At 43.8% G+C, this 2,878-nt stretch carries 3 protein-coding genes; all 3 read left to right on the top strand.

Annotated features, from left to right (window positions below):
• Positions 1 to 797, top strand: a 797-nt coding sequence (locus AB4653_RS19310; RefSeq protein WP_372105039.1) for a sensor histidine kinase, incomplete at its 5' end; no start/stop codon positions are given.
• A gap of 69 nt (positions 798 to 866) precedes the next feature.
• Positions 867 to 1,562 carry a response regulator gene (locus AB4653_RS19315; RefSeq protein WP_009846579.1) on the top strand — a complete coding sequence of 232 codons (696 nt, stop codon included), beginning with the start codon at positions 867 to 869 and terminating at the stop codon, positions 1,560 to 1,562.
• Between the two features lie 437 nt (positions 1,563 to 1,999).
• The coding region (gene zwf / locus AB4653_RS19320) for a glucose-6-phosphate dehydrogenase (protein WP_372105041.1) at positions 2,000 to 2,878 on the top strand (879 nt) is incomplete at its 3' end.

Consider the following 2,878-nt stretch of genomic DNA (forward strand, 5'->3'; position numbering starts at 1 on the left):
ATACCGATCACGATGTTGAGCTGTACCTGAACAATAAGCGAATCATTGCTAATCGCAGCCCAATTATAGTGGCTGGTGAGGTGGTAGGGGCGGTATCCAGCTTCCGATTGCGAGATGAAATCAACGATTTAACAGACCAGCTCTCACAAACCAAAGAGTATGCTGATCTACTGCGTTCGCAAACCCATGAGCATCAAAATAAGCTAAACACCATTAGTGGCTTGATTCAAATGGGCGAGCTGGATTCTGTTCAACAATTGATTGGTCAAGAAACCGCTCATTACCAGAGCTTAATTGAGTTCTTAAGAGAGACAGTGAAAGATCCATTGATTGCAGGCATGCTTTTAGGCAAAACAGAGCGAGCTCGAGAGATTGGTTTGGAGCTTAAAGTTGAAGAGGGGTCAAGGCTTGAGGCATTACCCGCTTGGTTAAACGCAGAGGATGTCGTGACGATTCTTGGCAACCTGATTGATAACGCGTTTGATGCAACCATGATGGCAATTAAACAAGAAGGGCCAATAGCACCAGCTCGTCGCGTAATCGATGTGTCGATCAGCGATTTTGGCAATGAAATTATCGTAGAAGTAGAAGACAAGGGCTGTGGTTTGCCGAAAGACTTGGCGACCAAAGCACTCACCGAAAAAGGCGTATCGAGCAAAGCGAAGCAGAACAGAGGTGTTGGTTTGTATCTCATTAAGCAACTTGCAGATCGTTATCAAGGGCAATTAGAAATGGTTGATAACCCTGATTTTGGGTCACGCATGACGGTGTATTTACCGAAAGAAGAACAACAATAATAATTGAGCACGGAGCGATCGAGTAAAGATCGTAGTGACGGAAAAAGCATGGTTAAAGGAAGAACATAAATGAACGCAATCACGAGAGTCATGGTCATTGAAGATGATATTGCGATTGCAGAGCTTCACCATCGTTATTTAGAACAGATGGGAGGCTTTGATGTGGTCGGGATTGCGACCACACAGTCTGAAGCATTAATGCAATTGGACATCTTAAAGCCTGATTTGGTTTTATTGGATGTGTATCTACCGGACGGATGCGGACTTGATATTTTGAACCACGTTCGTGGTAGTAATCAGGGATGTGATGTGATTTTGATTACTGCTGCCCGAGATGTCGACACCTTGCAACAGGCGATGCGTGGTGGAGTCGTCGACTATTTACTGAAACCTGTGATGTTTCCTCGTTTGGAAGCGGCACTGAAAAAGTATCAGTCACAGCAGCAAGAGTTTGAAAGTGTGTCTGACTTAAACCAAGGCTTGGTCGACAAGATGCTCCAAGCCAATGCCAAGGCAGATTCTCGAAAGGTTTCTACGTTACCTAAAGGGATCGATGGTGTAACGCTTGATAAAATTAGAGCTATTTTCCAACAAGCCGACATCGCTGATATTACTGCGGATGAGGCAGGCGAACGCATTGGAGCAAGCCGAACCACCGCTCGACGCTATTTGGAATTCCTTATCACGACTGGCGAGTTAGTGGCTGACTTAAATTACGGGTCAGTAGGTCGCCCAGAACGCTGCTACAACAAAGCTAGAAGATAGATTTAGCGACAACAAGTCACAAAGATAAACGCGATGCTATCAAATAAATATAAAGCCAGTTGAGTAAGCTGGTTTTGGTTTTTTCTCCCTTTCTTATTGCTCACTCCACCGACCAGATACCGTTCTTTCTTGACTACAATGTTTGAGAATGCCGATTTGCTTCTTCTTCCAGATAGAACAGCTGACTTATCGATTATAATTTGTTCGAAATCAGTCAATATTTAATCGATTGCTTTCACAGTGGTTGATGTAAATCAAATACTCATAGACAATACTGTCCCGAATAGAGGTGATAGCTTTCACCCTCGTTTACCAAACGCATTCTCAAGTGTAATAGGCACTCGCTATTGATGTAATAGCCAAGACCTATTATCTATTTTCGTATGTCGCTGATACCTTTGGCGAATACTAAAAACCTTGTTTTTATAGGAAAGATGATGGTAATACCTGAAAACAGCAGCATCGTTATTTTTGGTGCGTCGGGAGATCTAACTTACCGCAAGTTAATTCCTGCTTTGTACCACCTGTATGCTAGCAATCAACTTCCAGAATCCTTTGCGATTCTTGGAGTGAGCCGTACTGAGTACAGCGACGAGTCTTACCGTGAGAAGCTGAAGAAGTCTCTTCAGGAAATGGAAAAAACTGAGCCAGAGACGCTGAATGCATTTATTGAACATCTGCATTATCAAGCGATCAACACTTCAGATGTAGACGATTACGCTCGTCTAGCACAACGTCTGGATAAGCTTGAGCAAGACTACCAATTCGAAAACCATAACACATTGTTCTACTTGGCAACCCCGCCAAGCCTTTACGGTGTGATTCCAGCAAACCTTGCTGCACATGGCCTAAACGATGAGAAGAACGGCTGGCGTCGTCTGATTATTGAGAAGCCATTTGGTTACGATCTAGCATCAGCTCAAGCGCTGGATGAAGAGATCCATCATCACTTCCAAGAACACCAGATCTACCGTATCGACCATTACCTTGGTAAAGAAACGGTACAAAACCTTCTAGTGCTTCGTTTCTCAAACGCGATGTTTGAACCTCTGTGGAACCGTAACTTCATTGAATACGTTGAAATCACAGGTGCTGAGTTCCTTGGCGTTGAAGAACGTGGCGGATACTACGATGGTTCTGGCGCAGTTCGTGACATGTTCCAAAACCACCTGCTACAAGTGCTAGCAATGGTTGGTATGGAGCCACCTGCTCAAATCAATGCAGATTCTATTCGTGATGAAGTGGTTAAAGTACTTCAGTGTCTGAAACCATTAGAAGAAGATGATTTGCGTAAAGACTTAGTGTTAGGTCAGTAC

This window comes from Vibrio sp. 10N.222.48.A3 (genome assembly GCF_041475345.1).
Classification (GTDB): domain Bacteria; phylum Pseudomonadota; class Gammaproteobacteria; order Enterobacterales; family Vibrionaceae; genus Vibrio; species Vibrio tasmaniensis_A.